This is a genomic window from Lacibacter sp. MH-610 (assembly GCF_045780045.1).
Classification (GTDB): domain Bacteria; phylum Bacteroidota; class Bacteroidia; order Chitinophagales; family Chitinophagaceae; genus Lacibacter.
Genome location: NZ_CP116002.1, coordinates 3,403,999 through 3,426,998, shown reverse-complemented (window position 1 = coordinate 3,426,998; position 23,000 = coordinate 3,403,999). Strand labels below are relative to the sequence as shown.

The 23,000-nt window shown below is 41.8% G+C and carries 16 protein-coding genes; 2 read left to right on the top strand and 14 right to left on the bottom strand.

What is annotated here, in order from left to right; genetic code table 11:
• Nucleotides 1–386: 386 nt before the first annotated feature.
• The 4 genes from PDL71_RS15825 to PDL71_RS15810 form a co-directional block, all read right to left on the bottom strand.
• Nucleotides 387–818: a hypothetical protein gene (locus tag PDL71_RS15825; protein ID WP_407522804.1), complete on the bottom strand. Its 432-nt coding sequence runs from the start codon at nucleotides 816–818 to the stop codon at nucleotides 387–389.
• 243 nt (nucleotides 819–1,061) lie between these two features.
• Nucleotides 1,062–1,334 (bottom strand): hypothetical protein, encoded by a 273-nt coding sequence (locus PDL71_RS15820; protein WP_407522802.1) that lies wholly within the window; start codon nucleotides 1,332–1,334, stop codon nucleotides 1,062–1,064.
• Nucleotide 1,335: 1 nt separating this feature from the next.
• On the bottom strand, nucleotides 1,336–1,782 hold the full coding sequence (locus tag PDL71_RS15815; protein WP_407522800.1) for a GIY-YIG nuclease family protein: 447 nt from the start codon (nucleotides 1,780–1,782) through the stop codon (nucleotides 1,336–1,338).
• 166 nt (nucleotides 1,783–1,948) lie between these two features.
• Nucleotides 1,949–8,053: an alpha-2-macroglobulin family protein gene (locus PDL71_RS15810; protein ID WP_407522798.1), complete on the bottom strand. Its 6,105-nt coding sequence runs from the start codon at nucleotides 8,051–8,053 to the stop codon at nucleotides 1,949–1,951.
• A 532-nt stretch (nucleotides 8,054–8,585) separates the two neighbouring features.
• Between PDL71_RS15810 and PDL71_RS15805 the strand changes: the two genes are divergently transcribed.
• A complete protein-coding gene (locus PDL71_RS15805) occupies nucleotides 8,586–9,365 on the top strand; it encodes a DUF4476 domain-containing protein (RefSeq protein WP_407522796.1) in 780 nt (259 codons plus the stop codon).
• Between the two features lie 114 nt (nucleotides 9,366–9,479).
• Here PDL71_RS15805 and sucD read toward each other — a convergent pair whose 3' ends face one another.
• The 5 genes from sucD to PDL71_RS15780 all read right to left on the bottom strand — a co-directional run bounded on the left by sucD (nucleotide 9,480) and on the right by PDL71_RS15780 (nucleotide 15,697).
• Nucleotides 9,480–10,352 (bottom strand): succinate--CoA ligase subunit alpha, encoded by an 873-nt coding sequence (gene sucD / locus PDL71_RS15800; protein ID WP_407522794.1) that lies wholly within the window; start codon nucleotides 10,350–10,352, stop codon nucleotides 9,480–9,482.
• A gap of 292 nt (nucleotides 10,353–10,644) precedes the next feature.
• Nucleotides 10,645–11,481 carry a DUF4198 domain-containing protein gene (locus tag PDL71_RS15795; RefSeq protein ID WP_407522792.1) on the bottom strand — a complete coding sequence of 279 codons (837 nt, stop codon included), beginning with the start codon at nucleotides 11,479–11,481 and terminating at the stop codon, nucleotides 10,645–10,647.
• Between the two features lie 68 nt (nucleotides 11,482–11,549).
• On the bottom strand, nucleotides 11,550–12,359 hold the full coding sequence (locus PDL71_RS15790) for an ABC transporter ATP-binding protein (RefSeq protein WP_407522790.1): 810 nt from the start codon (nucleotides 12,357–12,359) through the stop codon (nucleotides 11,550–11,552).
• A 3-nt stretch (nucleotides 12,360–12,362) separates the two neighbouring features.
• Nucleotides 12,363–13,100, bottom strand: coding sequence for an MlaE family ABC transporter permease (locus tag PDL71_RS15785; protein WP_407522788.1), 738 nt, complete (start codon nucleotides 13,098–13,100; stop codon nucleotides 12,363–12,365).
• A gap of 251 nt (nucleotides 13,101–13,351) precedes the next feature.
• Nucleotides 13,352–15,697, bottom strand: a complete 2,346-nt coding sequence (locus tag PDL71_RS15780) for an NADP-dependent malic enzyme (protein ID WP_407522786.1) — start codon at nucleotides 15,695–15,697, stop codon at nucleotides 13,352–13,354.
• Nucleotides 15,698–15,870: 173 nt separating this feature from the next.
• On the opposite strand from PDL71_RS15780, the gene PDL71_RS15775 reads away from it, so the two are divergent.
• Complete coding sequence (locus PDL71_RS15775) at nucleotides 15,871–17,196, top strand: S41 family peptidase (protein ID WP_407522784.1); 1,326 nt, start codon at nucleotides 15,871–15,873, stop codon at nucleotides 17,194–17,196.
• Between the two features lie 77 nt (nucleotides 17,197–17,273).
• On the opposite strand, the gene PDL71_RS15770 is transcribed toward PDL71_RS15775, so the two are convergent.
• The 5 genes from PDL71_RS15770 to PDL71_RS15750 form a co-directional block, all read right to left on the bottom strand.
• A complete protein-coding gene (locus tag PDL71_RS15770) occupies nucleotides 17,274–18,449 on the bottom strand; it encodes a M20 family metallopeptidase (protein WP_407522782.1) in 1,176 nt (391 codons plus the stop codon).
• A gap of 197 nt (nucleotides 18,450–18,646) precedes the next feature.
• A complete protein-coding gene (locus PDL71_RS15765) occupies nucleotides 18,647–19,819 on the bottom strand; it encodes an aminotransferase class V-fold PLP-dependent enzyme (RefSeq protein WP_407522780.1) in 1,173 nt (390 codons plus the stop codon).
• Nucleotides 19,820–19,896: 77 nt separating this feature from the next.
• Complete coding sequence (locus tag PDL71_RS15760) at nucleotides 19,897–20,343, bottom strand: SPOR domain-containing protein (protein ID WP_407522778.1); 447 nt, start codon at nucleotides 20,341–20,343, stop codon at nucleotides 19,897–19,899.
• Nucleotides 20,344–20,420: 77 nt separating this feature from the next.
• Nucleotides 20,421–21,374, bottom strand: coding sequence for an aldehyde dehydrogenase family protein (locus PDL71_RS15755; protein WP_407522776.1), 954 nt, complete (start codon nucleotides 21,372–21,374; stop codon nucleotides 20,421–20,423).
• Between the two features lie 114 nt (nucleotides 21,375–21,488).
• The gene (locus tag PDL71_RS15750) at nucleotides 21,489–22,976 is read right to left on the bottom strand and encodes an aldehyde dehydrogenase family protein (protein WP_407522774.1); all 1,488 of its coding nucleotides are present in this window, start codon (nucleotides 22,974–22,976) and stop codon (nucleotides 21,489–21,491) included.
• Nucleotides 22,977–23,000: the final 24 nt, after the last annotated feature.

Below are 23,000 nucleotides of genomic sequence, written 5' to 3'. Positions count from 1 at the left end.
TGTAAATAATAAATGTAACGTTTAAATATACAAAAGTTTTCTTTTCCTTCTCAGTCTTGCACATTGCCGGCCGTCGTTCGGTGTAACGAACGAGGGCGGTGTGCTATAATTCATCATTAGCTCTTTTATGAGCAAGGGGAAGACCAACAGGGGCAAAATGGAGAAAATTCCTTCAGTAAAAGGGATAGATGTTTTAACAGGCATATCATAAATATATAACTCTTCGTCTTGGTACGCAACGTCCCCAACTGTCTTAGTGCAACTAATCAGCTGTATCTATTGGGAGACGTTGCTGGGAAGAGAATTACTGTTCAGAGAAGTCATAAAAAAAAATAGAAAATTGCTTGGTTTTTTGCACAGTTCATGTTGCTTGTAGTGGCTTACTGTCAATCGTTAGGAATTTCAATTGGTTTAGCGAATAAGTCCTGCCAATAACTTTTTGTCGCAATACCTACGTAGTGTCTGCCTGAAACAATAAAATGAATGAGCAACCATAAAAGAAAAACGGCTTGGATTTTTATGTCAGGCGACGAGTGTCCGTTTATAGTGCCACCGAAGGAATAAAATGTAATAGCTGCCGAATATGAAAGAACTTTGAAAACACCAAGTAAAAGTGTCAAACCTAATGACAATACACCAAGTTTGTGTCGCATAATAAAAAGTCCGACTGTAATAATAAGAAGTGTAAAGCCAGCATAGTGTTCACTTTGTAAAACAATGTCTGTCGTTGAAACTGTCCATAACATAATGATGGCATAAACTGTCAAGATGATAACCGGAACGAAGTCTAAGAGATTTTTGATTTTGTCTTTTGTCATAGTTAGATGGTTGGTCCTGCCATTACAGGCAACGATCACGGCTTGCCGCAGGGCTGGTATTTTATAATTTTCAGCCTGGCAACTGAAGCCGATTGAAAAACCAAAGTACAAAATATATTCTGTTGCTCAATAGCGTAATGTCGGCTGGAACTACTGCTGATAAGTGAACAACAGTTGATGCTGCGTTTCGTCAGCCAGCATTGCAGCAAACCGATTGTTGTATGCCGCTTTTCTCTGTCACAATCAGAGACTAATGATTCTGTTCGCAACTTTCCTACAATGTTCTATGTCGCCATTCAAGCCCATTCTGTCAATCTCTACGTCAAATAGATATTGTGCGATAGTTTCAGCGTCGGCACCTTGCAGTTTTAAACGCCAAACATGAGGAAGGTATCCGTAATACTCATCTCTTGCTTGTTCACAATCATTGATGCCGATAGGGTCCCATTCAGTCCAAAGAATATCGTCTATTTGTCTGTATAGAACTTGTTCTTGTGATAAAGGTTTATGTTCCATCTTAAAAAGTTATTCTTAAACCCTTATTATTAAACTCTGGTGAATGAACGGAAAAGAGTTTTTCTTCGAGTTCCTTTCGTCCAAGTGCAACAGGAATAAATGAAAGTGTCAAATTTGATGAAATATATTTGTCAAGTTCTGCTTCAATAGCGTCACAAAACCTTTGTTTGGAAGAAGGTTTCGTAAAGTCAACTCTGTCCGAATATAATTTTGTCCCGAGTGAACGCCTTAGTGTATGATTACGAGTATCAATAAGATCTTTCATCCGTCCCCGAATACTCCCTGTCTCACCTGCGTAAATAACTGTGTCACCAAGGCGGAAAATATAAACTCCAGGCGTGTTAGGAAATTGTGTCGCCCAAGTGCGTTTCAGTATAATTTTATACCTGTCTGCGGAAAGAAGCTCATTAAGTAAGTTGTCAAGGTAAGCTGTAACTGAAATCTGCATGGTGTGTTAATAAAGTGGCATACAACACATAAATATACGCCACTCCTTTAAAATTCCAATTTCTTAAACCAATGGTTTTCATAGCTTCTTTTGTCGCCTTTTTAGATTGTTGATACACAAAAGGCGACATCAATCTGTGTCGCCTTTCTAGTTGTACAAAAAAATTTTACTCCTTCACCTTCACCCGCACCCCTTCACTATGGCTTGTAAACTCCGGCGCATACATACATTGTATGGTGGTAATACCTGCACTGTAGGTACCGGCATGGGTAATGAAGAGCGGGTATTCAAACACATAAGTGCCACGTAGCAGGCGGTCAAAGAAAAAGTTGGTGCTCGCATCTTTCGTGCTTTCATAATAACCCAAACCATCCTGCCATTTATACGTACTCAATACATTCACCGGTTCCATACAACTGGCACGCATATCTTTCATGTGTACATACTCCATGTTACGGTCCACACGCAACTCAATACGTACTTTGAGTTTGTCGCCCACTTTCAATTCCGTTCCTTCTTCCACGGGAGTTAACACCGGCCCTTTGGCGCTGTTGCGTTCAATAAAATAGTTCTTCTGCAATTTCAAAGGAGTTTCGGCAGAAGTAATCTTATCTAAGTTTTCAAAGTACTGCCAGTAAGCAGCACCCCAAACCACGGAGTGGTTTGCTTTCCCCTCTCCTTTTGGAGAGGGGTTAGGGGTGAGGTGTACCTGTATCTTTCCCATATCATTTGTTATCAAACTTCCCTCCACACTTCTTTTAAAATAACCGCTTCCTGCTTCTGTTTTTTCTGTGGCAGATGAAAAGAATTGATTACCTGCTTTTACTTCCACCAATGTTTCCTGCTCTAATACATTCGTTCCCTGCAGCAGCAATGCATAACAGGCTTCAGCCGTGGCAATGGTGGTTTTCCAGTTCTGCACCTGTTTTTGTTTGAGCAGCCATGTTTGCAGATCGCTTACGGCTTTGGTGTCTTTTGCCACTTCATGAAATACTTCAATCATCAATGCCTGTGCTTCCACCGGCGCCTGGTACCGGTAATAACCACTGTTGAATTCTTTCCAGTACATGCCCATCTCTTCATGCATCAATGCATTTTCTCTTAACGATTTTACAATCGCATTGGCTGTTGCTGCCTCTTTGTTGCGGTGTAAGGTTAATGCAAGCATGCCCTGCATATAGCGGCTTTGCTGCAACCAGTATTGTTTGCCCTGTGCACTGTAATAGGCAAAGGCTGCTTCGGTGCCCCTGGTTTGCGGCAACTGTTGCAGCATACTCCGCATGTACAAATACTGTATTTGTGTATAGCTGATATTGTTTTGATTGAGTTTTACTTTTTGTTTTTTTAACCACTCGAACTCTTCTTTGAGTTTGTTATCCAGATAGGGGATGGCTTTTAACAGTAAAGCGTTGATGGTTTTTTCGGATGCTGCCGGCAATGCATTCAGCTTTTGCAAATGACCGATACCCGTAACAATGTATTGGGTGATGTAGCGGTTATCCGGTCCGCCTTTGAACCACACAAAACCACCATTGCTGCTCTGCATTTGCAGCAGTTGATTCAATGCTTTGTCCAGCTCTTTGCTCATCCGCACCATATCAAACAACAAAGCGATGATTTTCTTTTGCTGTTCTTCATTCTTTGCCTGTAATACCCAGGGCGTTTCTGCCAGCAATACGGCTTTTAATTCTTCATTCTTTTGTAGATTCGAAAGTAATGCTGAAGTATCTTTTATTTTCCATTGTTCAAACACCGCTTTGATCTTTGGCATTTTGGAAACAATATGATATGCCAGAGCGTTGGCATAAAAACGGTTCCATGTTTGTTCTGCACATTCATAAGGATACTCCATCATATAAGGCAATGCCTGCACAGCATACCAAACAGGATTGCTGGTGAATTCAACAGTAAAACGGTGATGCTGCAGTGTAGGGGAATTGCTGTTTAATAATTTCGTAAAAGAAAAATTCTTAGTGCCATCTCCATGCATGTTCAGCGGGAGCGACTCTGTTACGAGCATACGGTTGGTGAGAACAGGCAGGGTCATCTCTTCGCCATCACTTTTATCGTTGGCTTTAGCCACAATCCTGTACGTAACGGCCTCATTGAAATTGTAAGGCACTTCGCTTTGAAAACTCACCACCGTACTTTGTCCCGCTGCTACGGTGAAATACTGAAACGGAGTCAGGTTTTGAAACCATGCATCTACTGGTTGTAAGGTAGAAGCATTTAAAAACTGGAGCTGACTGTTACCGGTAATTTCTTTATCCGTTAAGTTGGTGATCTTGGCAGTGAATAAAAAGCGATCACCTTCCCGGAGGAAACGGGGAGCAAAGGGTTGTACCATCAACTCTTTTTGGGTAACAATCTCCTGTTGGGCAATGCCAAACGAAGCATCTTTGGTATGACTGAGCAATTGCCATTTCCACTTGGTGAGTGATTCCGGCATGGTGAATTTGATAATCACATTGCCATTGGAATCTGTTTGCAACTGCGGAAAGAAGAAAGCTGTTTCGGAAAAGTTTTTACGGATTTGGATGTTATTTTCAGAAGAAGGAATTTCTTTGGGTTGTGTATTTCTGTTTTTTCCTGTTTTAGGCCCAACTTCATTATATGCTAAATCAATTTCGCCATTAAGATTAAAAGCGAATTTTGTATCTTTTTCAATTACTGGAATTCCTTCTGCCATCTGCATAACTGGCATGGGCATTTTCATGTGTTTTGGACTATTCAATGCTACATGGTCAATCGTTAAGAGATCATCATAAATTTTTGCATAATCATAAACTTTTGGATTGTCAAAATATTTCTCCCGGGAACGAGCTTCATCAAAACCACCATCCTTCCAATTATTCCTCAAACTATTACTTCCAAATAAATCCGGCTTTGTCCATCCATGCGGTTTAAACTGATCCAGCGATGCATCATACATACTCGTTAATAATTCTGTAGCTGCTTTTTCTCCCTTGCTGCCGCTGATGGTTACTTTCCATTCTTCAGTACTGCCGGGTAAGGTTTTATTGCGGTAGGTTTCGAAACTGATCTTTAGTTCTTTATTGGTGTACGGCACATTCACAAAACGGGTTGTATTATAAAAACGGTTCTGTTTTACAAAAGAGAATACAGAACCAAAACCACCACGGTTATTTTCTGTAACGGTATGTGTAAATTCTTTTTGCTGATTACTGATGTTGAAGAACGCATACACCGGCTCTTTGCTGAATTCTTTTTCCTGCTGTTCAATCACAAACAAATCAGTGGCACTGCTGCCGAAACGATAGGTGGCAGTTTGTCCGGGTTCTTTGGTAATTGTTCTTACTGCATCCCAAACATAGGTGGGAAGTACCGGTTGTTCATTCGACTCTGTTAACTGGATAAAAGCAATATTTTTTACTTCATTACCATCTTTATCTATTGTTATCGCTTCAATAGCATACCAACCCGCCGCAAATTTTCGATTTTCAATTTTGAATTTTCCACTTTCTAAACTAGAGTCACTACGTTCAAACACTTTCTCTCCCCGTTTCCAGTTTGAAATATTTCTCTCATCATCATATTCATCATAGGGGAAGTTGCTGATGTACTCCTGTTCATTCATTAAAAACTGATCGGGTTGTTCCCAGTAACGGTCACGGATCAGTCGCTTGGGTGTTTCTAATTGGTAAAATCTTACTGTTACATTTGCTTTTTCAAAGGCACCCATGCTGTTTTTGGTACTGATGCTGATCTGTTTCAAACTGTCAGCCAGCATGGTTTCACCCTGCGGGAGATCAATTTCCAGGAATAAAGATTTATAACCGATACTGATGATGGTTTCGCCGGACCTGGTTTCACCGTTGAGGTCTGTTACATCAGCAATTACTTTGTAATCAAATACCGGTTCTAATTCTTTCCGTACTTTTTTATCAGGTATAGCGGTGAAGATAATTTCAAAACTTCCATCTGCTTTGGTAGTTGTTTCACCATGTGCAATTTCCTGCGACTCCGTAGGCGGCCATCCCCATTTCCAGCACAGCCACGGATATAGTAATCTTGGCTCCCGCACCACCCGGTATTTTACATTCGCATTGTCAATATTATTTCCTGCGTAGGCTTTGGCGTTGCCGGTAATTTTTACTGCATCACCCACTTTGTACGTTCCTTTCAACACAGGATATTCCACATAAAATTTCGGACGCTTGTATTCTTCAACTGAAAAATAAAGCTGGCTTTGAATGGTTTCATCTTTAATAAAAAACTGTCCGTTCAAACCGCCCTGCGGTAACACAAAACTTCCGGTATATGAACCATATTCATTCGTACTTACTTTGATGGAATCAACTTTCTGGTAATTGGCATCGTACAGGTACAAAGTGGTTTTGTAATTGCTTACAATTTTTGGTTTGCCGCTTGCAGCATCGTTGGTGATGACAATGCCTTTGAAGTACACTGTTTGTCCCGGACGGTAAATAGAACGATCGCTGAAGAGAAAGGCTTTCCTGTTTTTCAATTCATCCCGGTTGGTTGCTTCACCACGCCAGTTATAATTGTAAAAACCATCATCCAGGAACAAACGGTCTTTTTCATAGCTTACATCCAGCCGGTATTGTTCACTGGTTTTATCACCTGCAAAACGAAAATAGCCGTTTGCGTTCGTCTTGTACAATTCACCTTTTGTTAATTCATACTTGCTGTTGTTATAAATGTAAGCTTGTTTCCATACCTGTACCGTTGCCTGTTGAATGGGTTTACCTGTTTCCCGGTTCAGCACAAAAAAATCCTGGCCGTTATAAATCCAGGCCAATGCACTTACATGTACATACTGTGCACTTAAAATATTTTCTGCCGTGCTAAACTGTTCATTGGCGCTGGCTATGATGAGATATGTTCCCACCGGCAATGAAGGGATTTTAATCTCGGCTTTATGTACCTGGTAATCTTCTGTTGCCGGCATGTTGTACTGAAACTGTTGCACAGGTTTCAGTTTTGCCAGTTTGTTCCAGTAAGCTGCTTCCCAATAATTCTCCCGTTCTGTTTCTTCATCCGGCGTTTTTGTTACGGGGATGATGCGGAAATAAAGTACAGGCGTATTCCTGTACGTGATGAGCGAACGGAAAGGTTGATCAGGCAGGTTTACTTTTTCTGTTTTGAGTGATAATTCTTTGTTCCTGATTTCACGGATCAAATTGCTGCAGTTGATCTTACCTTCTGTTTTTTCTTTTTGGTTGATAACAGTGTTGCAGAGTTCCAATGCTTTTTTATAATACCAGCGTGGGTTCAGATCATCATCCGTTTTGTGTTGGGTGAAGTCATAGGTTGCTGCAAAATCAGCATAATCTTTTGCCAATAAATAAACAGCTTGTGAAACAACGGGCTGGTTGTTGTATTGCTTTATCAAATGATTGAGTGCAGTTCGGTACTGTTGATCTTTGTTTTCATGCGTGGAGAAACGGTTCACAAATTCAATACGTCTCAGGTCCACATCCATCAATGCATCCGGTTTTTGATCGTTTAAATGAAAGCGGATGAGTTGCTGATAAAGCAGTAATGCTTTATGATGAAGCGATGATGAATCAGCCGTTGGAAATTTGCGATTGATGAAATCAGTTGCGGGGTCAAAGGCAGAAGCATTGTTGAGTTCAAATGCATCAGCCGGTATGCTGATGGTGCGTTCATCATTTTCAAAATAGTCGAGTGCACGATGGGCCAGCAGATCAAAAAGAGTGGGGCGGAGGTGCCGCACATTTCCTTTTTCAATGATAGGCTCCAGTTTATCCAGCCTTGTTTGCTTTAATAGTTTTTCCTGTGCTAAAGATTGCAGGTATAATGTTGCAATGCGTTGATGCAGGTCATCAAGGGTCCAGGTGCTGATATCGTTTTTTTGAAACTGTACGGTATTGGTTCTGTCGTAAAATTGCCAGCGGTTGTTTTGCAGGTATTGCCAATAAGCTTCCGCTAAGAGATTGGTGAGAATACTTTTGGCCGGTTCTTTTGCAATACGTACTTCTTTTTCTAATTGCTGAATAGAAAGCAGATCTGCATCTTCTTCTTTTTCCTGCTGCAGGTTGATGCGGAAGATGAGGGCTTTGATGAGTTGTGCATCATTCTTTTCTTTTTGGGCAGCGGTATAAATGGCTTGCACCTGTTTGATGGCCGAAGCGGTGAGTCCTTTTTTATTCATGAGCTCATCCACCTTTTTCCAGGCGGCTGTATAATTAAATGTTGGTTGTGCCTGCATAGTAGTAAAAGCAAAAAATAAAATGTTAGCAAGAATGATTCGTTTGAAGGGCATGTGTGTTTTATTTTAATGTAAGGTATCAAAATTTTGTTTGTGTGATGATGAGATGCAAAATAGAATGTGATTACATAAATGTGAAGGATAACAAACAAAGACGACACCTTTTGTAGTATAAGGTGTTGCCTTTGTTTGGAGATAAGTAAAAACGCCTTCCGATTATCCGTTGCCTTTTTACAACTAAAGAAGCGTGGGGGCGTTTTCCTCTGTGCTCTCCCCATATCTCTGTGTGCAGTTTTTTTGCACACAGAGGGCACAGGGCACACAGAGATATAAATGCTCCGCATTTAGGTGAACCCGAAAGTCTTGCAATACTACAATGTAAATACCCCAATGATAATAGTATAATGTCTCTGCCTGTTACTCCTTCCTTTAACGAATCTTTAATTGATTGCATGCTGCTTACGGCATTTGGTTTGTCATCTATGTAAAAAACAAAGGAGGTTTTATGAAATGCCCATCGCCTCCTTTCAAATAACTAATGATGGGCATACTAAGTGGCAATTGATAACCATTAAAAATGAATCACATGAAACAGATTTTTACCCTTATCACGATGTTGTTCACCACCATTGTTGCTGTTGCACAATGGGGGCCTAATAACAACAACCGCAACTGGAATCAAACCCGCTTTAGTGTAACGAGTTTAACCAATCGTCCCATACGTGTAATGATTGACGGGCAATGGATCCAGGATCAGAACAATGATATCCGCATCAGCTATCTCAACCCCGGCATGCACCGTATACAGATTTATGCCATGAACCGTAACAGCCGTGACCGTGACGACAGGGGATGGGGCAGGGGCAATAACCGCAATGGTGATCTTATCTATAATGTAAACCTCAACTTACGGCAGGGTATGCATACAGATATTCTCATCAACCGTTTCGGAAGAGTGTTTGTAGACGAACAAACCATTGACAACCGCTGGGATGATAACTGGAACAATGGCGGCTGGAATAACGGAGGCGGCTGGAACAATGGTGGTGGCTGGAACAATGGCCGCCGTGACCAGGCGATGGATAACAACAGCTTTCAGCAATTCAAGCAAATGATTCAGCGGGAAAGCTTTGATGATAATAAACTCAACATGATCCGCTCAACATTGCCAAACAATTTTGTGAGCAGTACGCAGGTAAGAGAGTTGATGCAGCAAATGAGTTTTGAACAAAACAAACTGGAGCTGGCTAAGTTTGCTTACCGCTACACAACTGACCGTAACAACTACTTTGTGGTGAATGATGTATTCAGTTTCGGTAACAGTAAAACAGAACTCTCCCAGTTCATCATGAACTACAGGGATTAACAGGATTCAGTAAAAACAACCTATACAAAAAATCCCGCTGTACGGCGGGATTTTTATTTATCAAAAAGGCGTCACCATTTTGAGTTTAAGGTGATGTCTTTTAAAGAAGCATATTTATTTCTTCAGCACTGCAGCCATCGTCTTTCCGATATCGGCCGGGCTGGCAACAACATGAATACCGCACTCACTCATGATTTTCATTTTAGCAGCAGCTGTATCTTCTGCACCACCAATAATAGCACCGGCATGACCCATACGGCGGCCGGGAGGCGCTGTTTGTCCGGCAATAAAACCAACCACCGGTTTCTTTGCATTTTCTTTATACCATCTTGCTGCTTCTGCTTCCATACCACCGCCGATTTCACCAATCATCACCACCGCATCTGTATCCTCATCATTCATAAATAATTCCAGTACTTCTTTCGTAGTAGTGCCAATGATGGGATCACCACCAATACCTACTGCAGTTGAAACGCCCAGACCTGCTTTTGCCACCTGGTCAGCTGCTTCGTAAGTTAAGGTACCACTCTTGCTCACAATACCTACACGACCCTGTTTAAACACAAAGCCGGGCATAATACCCACTTTGCATTCTCCCGCTGTTATCACACCCGGACAGTTAGGTCCGATCAATCTTGTTTTGGTACCTGCTAAATAATTTTTTGCCTTCACCATATCCTGTACCGGAATGCCTTCTGTAATACAAACCACCAGTTCAATGCCTGCATTGGCAGCTTCCATAATGGCATCGGCAGCAAAGGCCGGCGGTACAAAAATGATGCTCACATTGGCACCCGCCTGTTTTACCGCATCTTCCACCGTATTAAATACAGGTTTGTTCAAATGCGTAGTGCCGCCTTTACCGGGCGTAACACCACCCACCACATTGGTACCGTACTCAATCATCTGCGTAGCATGAAACGTACCTTCCGTACCCGTAAAACCCTGTACAATTACTTTGGAATTTTTATTAACCAGAATGCTCATATGGATTGCTTTTTTGTGGCGCAAAGATAAGGGTTGAAGGTTGATTGGTTTATTTGTTTATACGGTTTTTGGGGGCTCTCATCTCAGATACTAATAGCAGCAGTTGCCGGGCTGTACGCTGCAAGTCCTCCCGCCCTCCGGGGGGCGGATGCGGGCTTTCCGCTTCCATCCCGCAGCCCTTCCGCTATACTTCTTTGATCAGCTTTTTTCACAGCAATGTGCAGGTGTTGGTTCAGACGGCTTCGCAGGTCGACCCAAACCGGGCTTTCTTAATTCATTTGTTCCATTCAAATCATCTCGCCCAAACACTTGCCACATTCTTTCCTGTATAGCCCCAGGTGCAGCTGCCCCAGTAACTTTGCCATTGAGCTTTGGGGTCATCTTCCAGGCGAATCATGTTTACACAGCTTACCATCCATTCACCCTTGGGTTCCACTGTAAAACTGATGATACCGTTTTCATCACTGGTGTAAGAAGAATCTGTAACACCGTCGGGCATTTTATGCCACACTCTTATTTTATGTTGCGATAATGGTTCTTTGTTAAACAGGATTTTCATTTTCATGAGTTGCTTACCGTTTACTGCATAAGGTTGTGATTGCGGAATAATATCCAATGGTAATGGAGTTTGCTTTTTGTAAACATCTGTTTTAACAGCACCGACTTGTACAATCGTTTTTACGGAACGCTGATAGTATTCTCTTCCTGCAGAATCTGATTCATTATGTTCCTTGCGGTAATCAATTGCGTTGGTTAACCCATCTTCCGTTACATACTCCAGGAATTTTTGCGGCTCCAGTTCAATATAGGTGTTGAGATTATTAAAAACTACCATCGCTGTACCTTCTTCAAAAATGCTGAATTGAAGCGAGTCTCCTTTTTCATCGCTGATGTGTTGGTGAAGTGATGAATCAACTACATCGCTGTAATAAAGTTGGAGCAAATTTATTTTTTCACGGTTGCCGCTCCAGTTCTCCCCTTTAAATCCTTCGCCCACTTTTAAACGGATATTGATTTCTTCGCCCCTTGAAAAAATATATTGCTGTGGTTCCAGCCAGAACTCATGAGCCAGAACAGGTGCTATTACAAAAAAAAGTAACAGAAGAAAGAATGATTTTATATTCATCATCAATCCGTTTTATATAAAGTTGCAAACAACTAACTACTATCGGTTAATGACTACCGGCTTTTTTCTTCTTACTTAATCATTTCATCCATATTCCGGTCGTCGCTTATTTTTCCTTTTGCTTCCAGCATACGCATATCCTTGGCATCTTTTAAAAACTCAGAAGCAAAAATGAATTTGTTCAGCTCCTCGTTTTTACTGAAGATAATGTCTTTATTGGTGCCGCTCCATTCTTTATGACCCTGGTGCATAAAAAGGATATTATCGCCTATTTCCATTACACTGTTCATGTCGTGTGTATTCACAACGGTCGTCATGCCGTATTCTGTAGTAATTTCTTTAATGAGTTTATCAATTACTAAAGAAGTTTTGGGATCAAGACCACTGTTCGGTTCATCACAAAACAAAAATTTCGGGTTGAGTACAATGGCACGTGCAATGCCCACCCGTTTCTTCATACCACCACTTATTTCAGAAGGAAATTTGGCATTGGCGCCGGTGAGGTTTACTCTTGCCAGTACTTCGTTCACACGGTCGTGTTTTTGTTTCTGGTTCAGTCTTGTAAACATATCCAGCGGAAACATCACATTCTGTTCTACGGTCATACTGTCAAACAAAGCACTGCCCTGGAACAGCATGCCAATCTGCTGGCGTAAGTTTTTCCGTTCATCTGCATTCATGTTGGTAAAGCTTTCGCCATCATATTGAATTTCGCCACTGTCCGGTTCAAACAAACCAACAAGACATTTCATAAGTACCGTTTTACCACTACCACTGGCACCGATAATGAGATTGCACTTGCCGGTTTCAAACACAGCACTTACATCATTAATCACTACTTTATCAGAAAAACCTTTGACGATATTTTTGATTTCAATCATAGATTACAAAAGGATGGCTGCCAACGCATAGTCTGCCAGCAAAATTAAAATACAACTTACAATTACTGATTTGGTACCGGCTCTTCCTATTTCCAGTGAACCACCTTCTACATGATAACCATAGTAAGCAGGAATGCTTGAAATAATAAAAGCATAAGTATAGGATTTGCTGAGTGCAAACACTACATTATAAGGAATGAAATCTTCCAATAATCCCTGGTTGTAGATTTCAGGCGGCAAAATGCCGGAAATTTCACCTGCCATTTTTCCTCCCCAGATACCCAGCACGGCAGCCATAATTACCAAACAGGGAACCACAATAAGTGCTGCTATTATTTTGGGAAGTACCAGGTAGGTTTTAGTGTTGATGCCCATTATTTCAAGTGCATCTATCTGCTCGCTGATGCGCATATTACCCAACTCACTGGCAATACGGGAGCCAACTACACCTGCCAGTACTACGCATATAAGTGTAGGTGCCAGTTCAAGAATAATATTATCTCTTACAATAACAGCAATAACACTTTTAGGAATGAGCGGTGTTACTAACTGGTAAGCTGTTTGCACGGTGGTTACCGCACCAAGAAAAACCGAGATAATGATCACAATACCCAGCGAACGCACACCAATTTCATTGCACTGGTGCATGAGTTCTTTCCAGTAGAGTTTCATGTTTTCAGGCCGTGAGAACATGCCTTTGATCATCAACAGGTAGCGGCCTAAATGCGTGAAAAAATTCATACAATGAAGTTAGGGAAATATTGAATAGTCCACGGACCACGGTCGATAGTCCATAGCCGTGAACTATAGTTGGTAGTTAACTACAAATCATTAGTATCTTCTGTTGACCGTAGGCCGTGGACTGTCGACTGTCCTCACATCACAGTCGATGGTTCTCCATAGCTGTGGCTATGTTTCATAGTTAACTATAAATCATTATTATCTTCTGTGGACCGTCGACCGTGGACTGTCGACTGTTGACCGTCTTCTCCTCACATATCATGACTCACTTTTTTAAACCGCTTCCACCAACTGCTTTTTTTAATTTCTTCTACCGTATTCACCTGGGTTTTCATTTGCGCATCCACAACAGCAATCAACACCATATTGAAGATGGAACGAACGCTGCTGCCCAACTGTAAAATATGCACCGGCTTCTTCAAGCCCAATAAGATGGGGCCGATGGCATCTGCATCGCCCAACTCCTGCAATAAATTATAAGCAATATTACTGCTGGCAAGGTTCGGGAAGATGAGTACGTTGGGTGCACCGTTCACCAGTTCACTGAAGGGGTAGTTTTCTTTGAGAATATCTTTATTAAAGGCAACAATGGGTTGTATTTCTCCATCGCAAACAAGATTGGGTTCCCGTTCTTTAACGATTTCACGGGCACGTGCTACCAGTTTTGCTTCAGCTGAATCGCTACTGCCAAAGTTCGAATAACTGAGCATGGCCACACGGGGCGTAATACCAAAAGCACGTACTTCTTTTGCAACTAACTGTGTGATGTCAGCCAGTTCATCAGCCCGTGGGTTAAAATTCACCGTTGCATCAGCCAGGAAAATAGGACCACGTTTCGTGAGCATGATGTACATGCCGGCAATTTTGCGAACGTTCTCATCTTTACCAATTACCTGCAATGCCGGACGAATCGTATCCGCATACTTACGGCTTAATCCACTGATCATTGCATCTGCCATTCCGGTTTCCACCATCATACAGCCAAAATGCGTACGCTCTTTCATCGCTTTAATTCCTTCGTAGCGGTTTAATCCCTTACGCTGACGTTTCAAAAAGAACAAACGACCAAACTCTTCCCGTTGGTGTTCCTGTTCTTTGCTTTTGGGATCAATCAACGGAATACCTTCGAGGTCAATACCGTTGGCATCCGCCATTTGCTGAATATTCTTTACATCACCTAACAGGATGGGGTAGGCGATTCCTTCTTCAAAGGCCAGTTGTGCGGCTTTGATCACTTTTACATTCTCCGCATCAGCAAATACCACACGACGTGGATCTTTTCTTGCCTTGCTTCCAATAGCACGCATCAGTTGGTTATCGATACCTAAGCGTTTGTTGAGTTGATGTACATATTCATCCCAATTGGTGATAGGATGTTTTGCTACACCACTATCCATGGCAGCTTTTGCTACCGCCGGTGCTACATAACTTAACAAACGTGGATCGAGTGGTTTAGGGATAATATAGTTAGGGCCGAATGAAATATTCTTTTCATTATAAGCCATGGTTACAATATCAGGAACGGGGCTTTTGGTTAATTCAGCTAATGCTTTTACAGCGGCCAGTTTCATAGCTTCGTTAATGGTAGTAGCACGTACATCCAGTGCACCACGGAAGATATAAGGGAAGCCCAAAACATTATTCACCTGGTTCGGATAGTCACTACGGCCGGTAGCCATAATAATGTCTTTGCGTGCATCAATGGCATCTTCCCAGGAAATTTCGGGGTCAGGATTGGCCATGGCAAATACGATAGGGTTTTTTGCCATGCTCTTTACCATTTCTTTGCTGATGACGTTGCCTTTGCTTAATCCTATAAATACATCAGCACCTTTCATTCCTTCTTCCAGCGATTGATTTTTTCCTTTCTGAACGAATTGTTTTTTCATATCATCCAGATCGGTACGACTTTCATGAATCAATCCCTTACTGTCATACACAAAGAAGTTCTCTGTTTTGGCACCCAGTGCAATGTAGATTTTCATACACGCAACGGCTGCTGCTCCTGCACCATTCACTACAAATTTTACTTTGTCAATTTTTTTCTTTTGCAGTTCCAATGCATTCAGCAATGCGGCAGCACTGATGATGGCAGTACCATGCTGGTCATCATGCATCAAAGGAATTTTCATTTCTTCCTTGAGACGCTGTTCTATGTAAAAACATTCCGGCGCTTTAATATCTTCTAAATTGATTCCTCCAAAAGTGGGCTCCAGTGCTTTTACAATCTGTACAAATTTTTCAGGATCTTTTTCATTGATCTCAATATCATACACATCAATGTCTGCAAAAATTTTGAAGAGTACTCCTTTCCCTTCCATGACTGGTTTACCTGCTTCCGGACCAATATCACCGAGGCCCAGTACGGCTGTACCATTACTGATAACGGCTACTAAGTTTCCTTTAGCGGTGTATTTATAAACATCTTCAGGGTGGGCTGCAATTTCCAAACAGGGTTCAGCCACTCCCGGGGAGTAAGCAAGTGAAAGATCTCTCTGTGTTTTAGCTTCTTTAGTAGGGATTACTTCAATTTTTCCCGGTCTTCCTTTGGCATGGTATTCCAGCGCCTGCTGGCGACGTAATTGTTCTTTGTTCATATCTGTTTAATTGTGCAAGCAATACAGTTGTTGAGGGTTCAACAACAGGGCGGCAAGGTACGTAAATTGGAGAAAGTGGGCTTTGATGCGGTATTGTAAAAGTTTTTTCAAAATTGGCGGGCCTTTATTTCAGTTCATACATTTCACTTAATTTACAATACTAAACCGTGTATATGAAACGACTTCATATTACCATACTTGCAGTTTTACTCCTCTCGTTTGCCGCCTGTAAGAAAAATAAGAAAGAAAGGAGCTACGATGAGATTGTGATGGATACTGTGGTGGCTTACACAAAAGAAATTTATTTATGGTACAACCAGTTGCCGGCCACATTGCCCGGTAATACGCCGGATGCAGTTATGAATAACATCCGGCAATACAGTAAAGAGCCCGGCTTTTCAGCGCCGGTAGACCGCTGGAGTTTTGCTATTACAAAAGCTGAATGGAATAATATCAGCAGCGGGGTTGGTGCCGATTTTGGTATGCGTGTTTTTTTCAGAAACACTTCGGATTTACGGGTGGCATCAGTTGACAGAAACGGTCCTGCGGGAGCTGCCGGTGTGCAAAGGGGCTGGAAGATTAACAGCATTAATGGTGTTACAATTAATGATACCAGCCAGAGTAATTTTATCGTGAATACTGTGTATGCCTCTCCTACTACAAGATTCAATTTTACGTTGCCTGATAATTCAACAAGAGACGTAACGCTCAACTCACAGATTTTTGCAGGCAATCCTTTTATGGCCGATAGTGTTTATAGCGTTGGAGCCTCTAAGATTGGTTATTTTGTTTTGAATTCTTTTTTGGGTGATACCACCCAGATGCGCAACAACTTTGACCGCATCTTTAATAAGTTTATCAATGCCGGTGTGAATGATGTGGTGATTGACCTGCGGTATAACAGTGGTGGCTATGTTTCACTTTCTCAATACCTGCTCAACTGGATTGTTCCCAATGCGGGTAACGGACAGGTAATGTTTACGGAAGCTTACAATGATAAATATGCTTCCCGTTTTAATGAAACAGCTATTTTTCAGAAGAAGGGAAGTTTAAATCTTAACAGGATATTTTTTATTGTAAGTAAGCAATCTGCCTCTGCGAGTGAATTAACGATCAACAGCATCCGTCCGTTTATGGATGTGAAACTGATAGGTCCTACCAGCACACACGGGAAACCTGTAGGTTATGGAGGATGGAGCGCAGGGAACTGGTATTTCTTTCCCGTTTCTTTCCGTACCATCAATAAAAATAATGAAGCCAATTATTTCAATGGTTTTACACCGGACCATATCAGTGCTGATGGTTTGGATAAAAACTGGGGTGATGTCAATGAAGCATGCTTAAGCAGGGCCATTCGCTTTATTACCACCGGTAGCTGGTCAAGGCTGGCACCCGTTGATGAAACACTTGCAAGAGAGCAGGCGTTGATTGCTCCTGCCAATGTGCACCTGGATGCTCCAAAGCTGAAAGGTATGTTTGGTAAAATGAAAAGGCCGTAACATTTGAAACAATTCAATAAAAACCTGCATCATTCATGCAGGATTTTTTTTATAGAAATGATTGTTGATTGAGATGTTTATACAGAAGTACCTAACCATGCCATCATGCCCATACCAATGGCAATGGCATCTTCATCAATATTAAAAGTAGGAGTGTGTACACCGCTGGTAATACCTTTTGCTTCATTCATTACTCCGAGACGGAAAAAACAACCGGGTATGATTTGTGAGTAATAACCAAAATCTTCCGCACCCATGCGTAATTCTGTTTCTTCCACATTGCTGCTGCCCATGAATTCTTCAGCTTTTGTTCTTGCTTTATTGTTAAGCGCTTCGTTATTGTAAACGGTGGGATAACCAATGTCAATATGAAGATCCAGTGTGCCGCCCATACTTTCAACTAATTGCGTAGCGGTACGCCTGATGAGTTCATGTGCTTTAAAACGCCACTCTTCATCCATGGCTCTGAACGTTCCCATCAGCTTTACTTCATTGGGAATAACATTGGTAGTGGTACCGCCGTTAAAAGATGTAATAGAAAGTACAGAGGGCTGATGCGGGTTTTTATTACGGCTGATGATTTGTTGTAAACTGATGATAAGATGTGATGCAATTAAAATGGGATCAACTGTTAAATGCGGGGAAGCTGCATGACCGCCTTTGCCTTTTACAGTGATGTATAATTCATCTGCACTTGCCATTACTTTACCGCCTCGAAAACTTAGTTTTCCCAATGCTAAACCCGGATGCACATGCAAACCAAAAATGCATTGCGGTTTGGGATTTTCCAAAACACCATCTCTTATCATATAACTGGCGCCACCGGGATTCCGTTCTTCACCCGGTTGAAAAATTAGCTTCACCGTTCCTTCCCATTCTTCTTTTAATTCGTTGAGAATTTTAGCAGTACCTAACAAACAGGTGGTATGTACATCATGACCACAGGCATGCATAATGCCATCTTTTGTTGATTTATAAGGCACATCGTTTTCTTCATGAATCGGCAGTGCATCCATATCAGCTCTTAAAGCAATAACTCTGGATGATGGATTTTTGCCTTCAATCAAACCTACCACACCTGTTTCCGCCATTTTAGTAAACGGAATGCCGAATTCTTTTAACTTCTTCTGAACAAAGGCAGAGGTTTCAAATTCCTGGTAGCTGAGTTCAGGATGTGCATGCAGATGATGACGTACATCTATAAACTCCTGTTTGTATTCTTGCGCTAATGCTTTGATCTTTTCCTGTAGCATAGTGGAACAAAGGTAATGGAGATGAGAGAAAGCTGAATGATGAATTCAGGCACTGGTGTCAGGACCTCGCAGACGTCAGACACCATACCGATAAAAGCTATGTTCAATGATGAACTGAACGATGAAGCGAGCCTGCCTTTACTGTCAGGCAGGCGTGGCAATACCGATGCCATGTGCACAAGTGTCCGCCAATCATTCTATTCCTCTATCAACGAAGTTGATTTCTTAATTTCTTTAATAGCATCAAACAGCTTATCCAGATCCGCCTGCGCATTAAATGCCTGGATGCTGTAGCGCAAATAAACTTTATCTCCATGAGGCATTACAGGAATCTCAATCCTGTATTGATCAAAGAAATAGTGATGCAGCTTTTCAGGTTCTTTTGTTTTGATGGTAGCGCAATACAGCTGGGCAATAAAATCATCATTCACCGGGGCAATAGGGGAGGCATTCAGCAGTTTGCAAAGCTCCGATGCATTTTCCTGTACCAGCTTTCTGCAGGCAGCATTTATTGTTGGCCAATTATGTTGTTTCATAAATGCTACTGCATCCGGAATAGTAAGGAATGCTGAAAAATCCCTGGTGCCCTGCATTTGATGATAATCTAAAAATTGTGAGTGGGAGGGTTTAGCAGCTTCATAACCCCAACTTATGATAAGAGGATCAAACAAATGCTGATGCTCCCGCTTTACATAGAGGAAGGAACTCCCTTTTGGGGTCATCATCCATTTATGACAGGCACCCGTGTATATATCTACACCCATCGCTGTAAGATCAACCGGCACCTGGCCAGGGCCGTGAGCACCATCAATAAAGGTAAGAATGCCTCTTTCTTTGGCGGCTTTGCAAATTTCTTCTACCGGCAAACGTAATCCCGTACTGCTGGTAAGATGACTGATGAAAATGAGCTTGGTTTTTTCTGTTGCCTTGCTCATGAACTGTTCTACAAACGACTCTTTAGTTGTTAAGGGAAACGGGACTTCAAACTTCACCCATTTAGCACCTGCTTTTCGGCAGTAATAACGCCATGCACGATCGCAGGCTCCGTATTCCAGGTTGGTCGTAAGAATTTCATCACCTTCCTTTAAGTTAAAACTTTTGGCAATAATATTTACTGCGTAAGAAGGATTGGTAACGTACACCACATCATCTGCTGCACAATTGAGGTATTCGCCTAAGGCCTGCCGTGACTGTTTGAGATATTCAGGTCCATTTACGGTAATAAAGCGAACGGGCTCTTCTTCCAGTTCCAACTGGTATTGCTGGTAGCGTTCAAATACAGGACGAAGACAGGCGCCAAAAGAACCAAAATTTAGAAACGTAACATCTTTACGGAGCAGAAAATAAGAAGACCAGGAGTTTGTTTGCATACTCAAATGTAAGCAGTATGCTTTCTTCTCCCGTAAACTTTATGACTGATGCCCGCTTCCTAATGACAAATGGCAGCTTAGTTGGATGCTTCTTCTTTTTCTTTTTCGGGTTTGTATTCTATTTCACTGGGTATCACAAATACACCGGTAGGAAAGAGCTTATTGAGCTCTTTTTTCAAATCCTCTGCAGGTTTCCGTTCGTCAAAATTACCAATGCGTAGTTTGAAATACGGAGCCTGGTACATGAGATAAGTTTTATGTTCCGGGTAAAGGGAAAGAAGTTTTGCTTTTGCATTTAATGCCTGGGTACGGTCTGTAGTGTTGAGCACCTGGATGCGGAATCCTTTAGTGCCTTTTTTATAGTCAGCCGCTCTTTTATTGATTTCTGCTTTTTTTTCAACCAAAAGATTATAACGGGCATCCTTAGTAATGATTGTACCATTACTTAAGGTATCGTTAATGGTTTGTGCCTTGAGGGGCACTAAAAACAGGAAACTGCTGATAATAAAAAGGAGTTGTTTCATTGTAAAGCCATTCAGATTTAATATTCACAAATCATACCAATGATGAAAAGGCTGATGAATAAGTTGTTTATGCCTGCTTAATATTTACTGCCGCCGCCACCAATATTTTCAATGGGATGCCAGGTAGTTTTAATTTCCTGGAAATCGTTAATGAAATAGAGATTTTGGCCTGCATCACTGTACCAGTTTACTTTATCATAAATCAATACACGCTTTACATTGCCTGCTGCTTTTTCCCGAAGCATTTTTTGAGTAGCTGTATCTTTTTCGCAATAAACAACAGCGTTAACATCCATATGGTCGGCCATCCATGGCGCCAGTTCACCGGCTTTACCGGTGAGAATATTTACCACACCACCGGGAAGGTCAGAAGAGTTCAATACTTCAGCAAATGTTACACAGCTTAATGGCTTGTCATAAGAACCAACCACCACACAGGTATTACCACCGGCAATTACAGGAGCGATCACAGAAACCAGACCGAGCAACGAATCATGCTGTGGTGCAATCATGGCAACAACACCCGTAGGCTCTGGCACTGAAAAATTAAAGTGGGATGATGCTACCGGATTTACAGCACTTAATACCTGCTGATATTTATCACACCAGCCGGCATAATAAATTAACCGATCAATGGAAAGATTTACTTCATGCTCGGCTTTTGCTCTGGATGCATCCTGCTGCATCAGTTCATCAATGAATTGTGCTTTGCGGCCTTCCAGCATTTCGGCCATGCGATATAAAATTTGCCCACGGTTGAAAGCTGCACGTGCACTCCATCCGCCAAATGCATTGCGTGCGCTTTCTATTGCATCACGTACATCTTTGCGGGAGCTCAAACAGACATTGGCCAGTTTCTTTCCTTTTGCATTTACAGGAACATAATAACGACCGCTTTCTGTTCTGGGGAATTGTCCGCCGATGTAGATTTTATAGGTCTTCAATACTTCCAAACGCTTTTCAGGTCGGTGATTTTCCAAACCATTTTCGCTGATGTGGATGTTTGATTTTTTGATTATTGACTTTGCCATAATGTATTTTTTAACCGCAGAGAACATGAGTAAAGAAGTTAACGCAGAGTTGACTCTGCGAACCCTTTGCGTTCTTCTTTCTCTGTGGTAAATAAAAATTTCATTTGTATTTCTTTAAATCAAATTCACATATGCACTCAACCCATGCAACCCGCCTTCTCTTCCGTAACCGCTTTCTTTATAGCCGCCAAACGGTGATGTTGGATCGAACTTATTAAACGTATTGGCCCACACAACACCTGCACGCATCTTGGTAGTCATGTTGAAAATTTTGGAGCCTTTATCGGTCCATACACCTGCACTCAAACCATAAGGTGTGTTGTTTGCTTTTTCAATCACTTCATCTTCTGTGCGGAATGTTTGAATGGTTAACACCGGTCCAAAAATTTCTTCCTGTGCTATGCGACTGCTTTGCGCCACATTGGTAAACAAAGTTGGTCTGCAAAAAAATCCTTTGCCCGGCAATGCACAACTGCTTTGATGCATTTCTGCACCTTCTTGTTGACCGATCTTGATATACTTATGAATGGTTTCTAATTGTTGTTTGGAGTTGATGGCACCGATGTCGGTATTCTTATCCAATGGGTCGCCTACGATAAGTGTTTCAATTCTGTCTTTCAACTTGCGCAACACTGTTTTGTAAACACTTTCCTGAACATATAAACGTGAACCTGCACAACACACATGACCCTGGTTAAAGAAAATGCCATTGATCACTCCTTCTACCGCCTGGTCAAGCGGCGCATCTTCAAAAATGATATTGGCAGCTTTGCCGCCGAGTTCCAATGTTGCTTTCTTATTCGTACCTGCAATAGCACGCTGAATTATTTTTCCTACATCCGTTGAACCGGTGAATGCAATCTTATCTACGCCGGGATGATTTACAAGAGCTGCACCGGTAGCACCGGCTCCTGTAATGATGTTTACAACGCCCGGAGGTAAATCAGCTTCCTGAATAATCTCTGCAAGTTTTAATGCAGTTAATGGAGTTGTTTCAGCAGGTTTTAAAACAACGGTGTTGCCTGTTGCCAATGCAGGCGCAATTTTCCATGCAGCCATTAATAGCGGAAAATTCCAGGGAATAATTTGTCCGGCTACTCCAATGGGTTCTGCTTTACGATTAGGGAATGCATATTCCAATTTATCAGCCCAGCCTGCATAATAAAAGAAATGATTCGCTGCAGTTGGAACATCAAAGTCCCTGCTTTCACGTATGGGTTTGCCGCCATCCAACGTTTCAATCACAGCAAACTCACGGGCACGTTCCTGCACCATGCGTGCAATACGGTAAATGTATTTGCCACGTTCTTTGCCGCTCATCTTCTTCCATACTTTATCGTAGGCGGTTCGTGCTGCTTTCACCGCTTTATCTACATCCGTTGCATTCGCATCTGCTACTTCGCTCAACACTTCTTCATTGGCAGGATTGATCGTTTTGAAGTGTTTCTTTGATGAGGACTTTACAAATGCGCCATTGATAAACAAATCATATTTGTCTTTAATAGCTGCAATGCTTTTGCTTTCCGGCGCAGGTGCATAGTTCCAGGAAGTATCAAATTTTAATTTGAGTGTATTATTTTTTGTTTTGCTTGTTGTAGCCATGAAATTATTTTTATGTTTCAGGCG